The organism is uncultured Megasphaera sp. (assembly GCF_958350005.1).
GTDB lineage: Bacteria > Bacillota > Negativicutes > Veillonellales > Megasphaeraceae > Megasphaera.
In genome coordinates this window covers 1-7,012 of the sequence record NZ_CATWFF010000111.1, presented here as the reverse complement: position 1 = coordinate 7,012, position 7,012 = coordinate 1, and the positions used below count along the sequence as shown (strand labels likewise).

Below are 7,012 nucleotides of genomic sequence, written 5' to 3'. Positions count from 1 at the left end.
TTTCTGCCTTTGCCGCTTCTGTACCGGTTTTCAGTGAAAACGGCAGCTATAAAGCTGCTCCGGCTTTTGATACGCCGGCAGAAGCATTAAGACATTACGCTGAAGAAAACGCACGCAGCGCACGAGATAATGCCCATCGTCCGCCTGTATTCAGTGAAAACGGCAGCTATGAAGCGGCTCCGGCTTTTGATACGCCGGCAGAAGCGTTAAGACATTACGCTGAAGAAAACGCACGCAGCGCACGGGATAATGCCCATCGTCCGCCTGTATTCAGTGAAAATGGGGATTACTGAGATGTGCTCGCCTAATATCCGTACCGATGCTTTTAGTCCTGCCGCGATTGCGACGGCAGGACTGAACCGTTTTTCCCAAGGAGGAACCTTATGAAAACAGCAAAATTTCTCAGATCTCTCGTAGCAGCATCGTTGTTGACAATCGTTGCTGCCCAAGCTGGCTCGTTTGCCGCTGCACCGGACGTAACACAAAATGCCCAGAAGGTCTGGTTCACAAAAAAAGAAAACAATATCCGCATGGCCGGTAATCTGTATAAACCGGAAAACTTTGACGCCACCAAAACCTATCCCGCCGTGGTCGTCGTACATCCCGGCGGCGGCGTAAAGGAACAGACTGCCGGAATATACGCACAAAAACTGGCAGCAAAAGGATTTATCACCCTGGCCTATGATGCCGCCTACCAGGGGGAAAGCGGCGGTACACCCCGCTATATCGAAGACCCGGCTTCGCGCGTTGAAGATGTGCGCTCGGCTATCGACTACCTGGATACGCTGTCCTTTGTCGATGAAAATAACATTGGCGTTCTGGGCATCTGCGCCGGCGGCGGCTACGCAGTTCACACAGCTGAAACAGAAGGCCGCATCAAGGCCGTTGCCGCCGTCAGTGCCGTCGATTCAGGCCGGACGAGGCGAGAAGGCATTGCCGGCTCCATGACCGACGAGAGCCGCAACAAGACGCTGGCAGATGTAGGAAAGCAGCGGGCCATTGAGGCCCGCGGCGGCGAAACACGCTATATTAACTACGTCCCCGATTCTGCTGTCGGAATTCCCGATGGCCCTGCCATTGAGCCGAATATGTACCGCGAATTTCATGAATACTACCGCACGCCCCGCGGCTCCCATCCCCGTTCCGTCAACCGCTATACCTATACCAGCCTGGACAAGATGTTCGCCTATACGGCCTTTGACCATGTCGACTGGATTTCTCCCCGGCCCCTCCTGCTCATTGCCGGCAGCCGTGCCGGCACGCGCTATTTGAGCGAAGATGCCTACAACATGGCCAAAGATCCCAAGGAACTGTATATTATTCCCAATGCTTCCCATATCGATTTATATGACAAGCCGGAATATGTCGATCCGGCAGTAGATAAATTATCTCAGTTCTATCATCGCTATCTGAAATAATCCGACAGGAGGAATTCGTATGAATACAAAAGCAGCTTTATTTCTGCTGGCAGTGACCTTGCTGCCGCTCATGGCGCTGTCTACGGTTCATGCCGCTGAATTTCAGCAATCTGCCCAGGGCGTCCAGATGATTCCGGATCAGGCCGTAACACAGGCTTCATCCAAAACCTTTACTGGGACAGTCCATCATCAGTCCCTGTTTAAAACGACAGCTGATACGACCTATACGGGCAGTTATGTAACCTTTGCACCTGGCGCCCGTACGTACTGGCATACCCATCCCGGCGGTCAGCGCATGATCGTCGTAAAAGGGACCTGCTGGACCCAGGTCGAAGGCGGGCCTAAAACCATAGCCCACACTGGCGATACGATCTGGTGCCCTGCCGGCGTCAAGCACTGGCACGGCGCTTCACCAGACGGAGAAATGACTCATCTTGTATTAACAGAAATGCGGAATGGGAAAAATGTGACCTGGATGGAACCGGTAACAGATGAGCAATACTTCAGCAACTGATGGTTACAGCCGGCTGCAGCAGTTGTGAAAACCTCTCCCCTTTATGATATAGCAACAAATCTCCCCGGTCCGGTTTGGATGCGGGGAGATTTGTCATATAGCCATCATATATCTATTTAATCAGATACGGAAGTTCGTTTAATTTGAGTGCCCCTTTGGGACATACGAAGGTGCATACGTCGCAGTACCAGCAGTCGTCGCGGTATTTCATGTACGGATGCTTATCCGGTCCCATCCGCAGGACGTCGCGGGGACAATAGTTCACGCAGGTCCCGCAGGATATACACAGTGTCGTATCCGGTTCAATCCAATAGTATTTCTTCTTGCTAACCTGAGTACTGCTTGCTTCATTTGCCATTATTTTTTACCTCCTGGAACCATGCGGCGGGGAATTTCAAATCCTTCCCGTTCATACTTCTCATCTAACCACGGATCGACGTTTTCATTCTTAGGCGGCTTGTAACCTTCGCCAATATCCAGCTTTACCTGGGGATATTCATATTCCAGCCGGTCCGGATAATCCCACTGATACGGCGGAACTTCGACGGCTTGTAATTCCATCTGTTCCCGCCCTTTCGATACGACCACCTGCTTGCGGTCCCATTTGGGATCTCTCTTCGGATACTTCAGGCGGTAGTGAGACAGACCCCAGCGGCTTTCTGTACGGAACAGCGAGGCCCGGGCAGCCATTTCGGCGCAGACGAGAATGCTCTTGATTTCCGTAACTTTTACCAGATCATGGTAGTCTTCTACGACAATGCGGGGAATATCTTCCCGGCGAATACGGTCGCACCACCACAGCATCTTTTCCATTAAGTGGTCGTTTTTCGGCGGCGTCAGGTACTGGGAAATACGGGCCCGCAGCTTGAATTCCACATCCTGCGGCGTCAGTCCGCCGTCCCGTTTTAACGGTTCTTCAATTTCATCGCCCAGGGCTTCCAGGTTGACGCCTACTGGTTTTGCCTTGTGTTTTTTTGCGTACTGCACAGCTTCATAGCCGGCAATAGCACCAAATACGAAGGCCCCTGTCAGGTACTGATGAGGAACGCTGGCGCAGTCTCCGGCAGCAAACAGGCCGGGAACGCTGGTATGCGTATCCTTATCTACCTTGATGCCGGACATGCTGTGGCCGCTGCACAGCGTAATTTCTTCCAGCCCCTGTTCGACAGAATCCCAGGAGTGATACGATTCATCCCGGTCCAGATGGAACCGGCCCCGCGTCGTCCGTTCTGTCCCCCAGAGGACTTTTTCCAGGCCGTTAATCGTTTCTTCCGGCAAGTCGCTCATTTTCAGGTAAATCGGGCCCCGCCCTTCCTGGAACTCTTTCCATACAGCCAGGAACATATCGCCAGACCAGTAGCCATGAGTCCAGTACTTATTGCCTTCAGCATTTACGCTGTACCCGCCGCGGGGATAGACAACGTAGCCGCAGGCCGGACCGTTATAGTCCTTCATGAGCAGGTTGGTCTGGAAGCATTCCATATTGACCAGCTCGGCTCCCGCTTCGTAGGCCATGGCATAGGCTTCGCCTGTATTGCCGGGAAATTCATAGATGCCGGATAAATATCCGTCCCGGGGCAGGCCAAATTTCCCTACGCAGCCGGCAGAAAGGATAACTGTCGGCGTATGGACGAAATAGCCCTGTCCTGTGCGGATATTAAAGCCAAATACACCGGATACTTCTCCGTCTGTCGTAAACAGTTTGACTGCTGCCGTATAGCCAAGTACGCGCGTACCCAGCTGTTTGACCCGTTTTGCCAGGCCCCGCTTAATATCTTCGCCGTCCATGGCCAGGTACAGCGGTTTGTCCGTTGGATGAAGGTAATTAGTAACATAGTTGCCATCTTTATCAATAGGGAATAAATCACCTGGTTTTCTGTCCGTATAATCTTCCAGATCCTTAATGACGTCAATCCCTTTTTCGCCCAAGACATAGGCCGTTTCCTGATCCAAGATGCCTTCAGAAACCTTGGTCAGTGCTTCGACCACGTCTTCCGGCGTAGAGTATTTAGGCGATGCCATAATATTCAGAGCATCCATGCCGCGGCCAATAGCGCCGGACGTTTCAATAGGGCCTTTGTCAAAAATCAGTACTTCTGCCTCTGGATTGGCTTCCTTGGCCTTAATGGCTGCAATGGTACCGGCACTGCCGCCGCCAATAATTACTACATCAGCATGAAGGGTTTGTATATTCATAACCTACAATACCATCCTCTCTTCGACTAAATAACGTACAGTCCACGATGAAACGCCTGTTCTTCCGGACTGTGAACGTGAAAAGCTGCAAAAATTTTCTTTCTGTATTCATTAAACACACTGCTCGTCCTGTCCCGTTCGCCCGGTATATCAATAGGGAAAAATTCGCCAATTCCTTTATCCTGCGTATTCATGACCGCCACCGTATCAGCCAGGTAAATGGCTTCGTCAATATCATGGGTAACAAACAGTACCGTCATCTGTCTCGATTTGCACAGCTCTTTGAGCAAATTCTGCAGATCCATGCGGGTAAACGTATCCAGGGCCCCAAAAGGTTCATCCATAAACAGGATACGCGGTCCTGCCGCCAGAGCCCGGGCAATGGCAACGCGCTGCTTCATGCCGCCGGACAGCTGATGAATGTAATGATGTTCATACCCTTGCAGGTAGACCTGAGCCAGGTATTTTTCTGCCCTGTTCTTCCTTGCTTCAGCCGTATAGTCACCGCTGATTTTCATGCCAAAAGCCACATTTTCCAACACGGTCATCCAGGGAAACAGGGCGTAGTTCTGAAAGACGAAAGCACTTTGCTGCGGCGGTTCCCGAACGGGATGGCCATCGACCAGCACCTGCCCTTCTGTAGGACTGTCCAGTCCGGCAAGAAGGCGGAGGAACGTGCTTTTTCCGCACCCTGACGGGCCGAGAAGACAGACAAACTGATTATCCTGAATGGTTACATTCATATGATGCAGCACGTTTTTTACAGTGCCGTCATTGGCTGCAAACGACTTGGACAATTCTTTTACTTCAATCATTGCACTATCCCCCGATATGCCAGTATGCGTCCTGACACCATACGTATGACACTGAAAAATACGATGCCGACGACGCCGATCGTAATCATGCCCACAATCGTATCGGCATAGTTCATCAAATTGTAAGACTGCCACGTAAAGTAGCCAATGCCATATTTGCCGGAAATCATTTCTGCCGCAATAACGCTCATCCAGGACGTGCCAATTCCAATCGTAAGGCCTGTCAGAATATCCGGCACTGCTGACGGAAGATAGACATAGCGGACGAGCTGGCACTTTGTCACATGCATGCTCCGGGCCGCATCCACCAGAGACGGTTCCACGTTCTGCGTTCCTGCAATGGTGTTGACCAGAATGGGGAAAAAGCCGCCCATAAAGGTGATGAAAACGATACTGCCTTCAATGGTTGGAAACAGCAGGATCGACACGGGAATCCACGTAATCTGCGGAATAGGCCGCATCAGCTCGAATATGGGCAGGAGAAAGAGTCGTCCTGGCCGGGAAAGGCCGATGACTAGGCCGAAGAACACGCCTAATGGCAGAGCCAGGGCACAGCCGACGAGAATCCGCAGGCAGCTGTAGCCGACGTGGCGATAATATTCGCTGTTCTGCAGGAGGGCAATTCCTGCCTGCAGAACGTCTGCTGGCGCCGGCAAATTGCCGAACATGAGCGGTCGCTGTACATTGAAGGCGACGAGAAAGTGCCAGATACCAATGGAGACAGCAATCGACACGATTGCGCAAAGGATTACGAAAGGCTGTGACAAGGGATGTTTTTGTACCACCATAGATCATCTTCCTTTCTAGGGCTGGGTCAGCCAGTCTCCCTGAAGCTGACCGTCATCGGGGTAGGATTTTCCCAGTTCCTGAAACGCCTTCTGTAAATACGATACATCGACAAAAGCCGTTACATTTAGATCACCCATCGCATGGGACTTCTGCAAAAACTTTTTGCTTCCTTCCAAGGTCCGTAAATCTCTTTGATATACAACGGAATCAAAACGAATGGCCTTTACCATTTCCCGGGCAACACGTTCTGAATATCCCGATTCCTTAGCAAAAATTTTTGCTGCTTCGTCTGGATGTTCTCTGATAAAATCATGAGCCCGAATGAGCGCTTTTAAAAAGGCTACAGTATATTCCTCATGTTCTTTCACCCATTTACGGTCGGCAACGATACCGTCCAAGTAGTCAATGCCCGTATCTTCCCCGCCGACGAGGATGCGGCCTACACCTTTCTGTACAGCCAGAGTCGGGAAAGGCTCCCAAATAGCATAGGCATCGATTTTTTGCTGCGCAATATTATTGACCCCTACAGTAGCATCCTGACCGACGATATCAACCTTATCCGTAATATGCGCTGCATCTAATTCTGCCAACAGCATACGATGAGCACTAGATCCAATGGGAGTACCAACAGTTTTCCCTGCCAGATCTTTAACAGAATAAATGGATGAATTTTTGGGAACCAGAATAGCCTCATTTTTTCCGCTTCTCCCTTTTCCATCAAATCCCAGAAATACGGAATCATAATTAGGCATGATTTCCCCTTTTTCGCCATTAATCAGAACAGGCATATCACCCATATCGGCAAACTGTAGTTTACCGGCAATCATGTTATTCGTAAGAGGAGGCCCAGACTGCGCATTCTGCCAATCAATAGAAAACTGTTTACCAGGATCGACTTTTTGCAACTCTTCTTCGAAAAATCCCTTATTCTTCATAATTAGCGGTCCCCAGGTCTGAGCCGTTACGGTCTGATAGCCGACGCCAATAGTAACCTGTTCTTTTTCACTTGCACCACTATTCACACTACCGTATACACCCATTGCAACAGAACACAGAAGAACAGCAACGCTAAGAAAACCAGTATATTTCTTCACGTTCTCACTCCCTTTACACCTCATCTAAACTTTTGATATCGCGTCATTTTAAATCAATATGTTATTCATTGATGTGAAATGATATCACATGTACTTTCTTTTAACTAAGGATCAATCACTTTTCCTTACATAAAAGGGGCTGTAACAAAATAAGTTCTTTCACTCCTTTTGTTACAGCCTTCTCTT

At 50.1% G+C, this 7,012-nt stretch carries 8 protein-coding genes; 3 read left to right on the top strand and 5 right to left on the bottom strand.

Annotated features, from left to right (window positions below; translation table 11 throughout):
- The 3 genes from Q3886_RS07260 to Q3886_RS07250 all read left to right on the top strand — a co-directional run.
- The coding region (locus tag Q3886_RS07260) for a hypothetical protein (protein WP_301860627.1) at window positions 1–293 on the top strand (293 nt) is incomplete at its 5' end.
- 90 nt (window positions 294–383) lie between these two features.
- Window positions 384–1,418 carry an alpha/beta hydrolase gene (locus Q3886_RS07255; RefSeq protein WP_301860626.1) on the top strand — a complete coding sequence of 345 codons (1,035 nt, stop codon included), beginning with the start codon at window positions 384–386 and terminating at the stop codon, window positions 1,416–1,418.
- A 19-nt stretch (window positions 1,419–1,437) separates the two neighbouring features.
- Window positions 1,438–1,932 (top strand): cupin domain-containing protein, encoded by a 495-nt coding sequence (locus Q3886_RS07250; protein ID WP_301860625.1) that lies wholly within the window; start codon window positions 1,438–1,440, stop codon window positions 1,930–1,932.
- A 112-nt stretch (window positions 1,933–2,044) separates the two neighbouring features.
- Here Q3886_RS07250 and Q3886_RS07245 read toward each other — a convergent pair whose 3' ends face one another.
- From Q3886_RS07245 to Q3886_RS07225, 5 genes are read right to left on the bottom strand one after another with little or no spacing between them, the layout of a single operon-like run.
- Window positions 2,045–2,290 carry a ferredoxin family protein gene (locus Q3886_RS07245; RefSeq protein WP_301860624.1) on the bottom strand — a complete coding sequence of 82 codons (246 nt, stop codon included), beginning with the start codon at window positions 2,288–2,290 and terminating at the stop codon, window positions 2,045–2,047.
- Window positions 2,290–4,128 carry a fumarate reductase/succinate dehydrogenase flavoprotein subunit gene (locus Q3886_RS07240; RefSeq protein WP_301860623.1) on the bottom strand — a complete coding sequence of 613 codons (1,839 nt, stop codon included), beginning with the start codon at window positions 4,126–4,128 and terminating at the stop codon, window positions 2,290–2,292. Before Q3886_RS07240 ends, Q3886_RS07245 begins: the two co-directional genes overlap by 1 nt.
- Before the next feature lie 26 nt (window positions 4,129–4,154).
- A complete protein-coding gene (locus Q3886_RS07235) occupies window positions 4,155–4,943 on the bottom strand; it encodes an ABC transporter ATP-binding protein (RefSeq protein WP_301860622.1) in 789 nt (262 codons plus the stop codon).
- Window positions 4,940–5,731, bottom strand: a complete 792-nt coding sequence (locus tag Q3886_RS07230) for an ABC transporter permease (protein ID WP_301860621.1) — start codon at window positions 5,729–5,731, stop codon at window positions 4,940–4,942. The genes Q3886_RS07235 and Q3886_RS07230 overlap by 4 nt, the downstream gene beginning before the upstream one ends.
- A gap of 15 nt (window positions 5,732–5,746) precedes the next feature.
- Window positions 5,747–6,754 (bottom strand): ABC transporter substrate-binding protein, encoded by a 1,008-nt coding sequence (locus tag Q3886_RS07225; protein WP_301860620.1) that lies wholly within the window; start codon window positions 6,752–6,754, stop codon window positions 5,747–5,749.
- Window positions 6,755–7,012 lie beyond the last annotated feature (258 nt).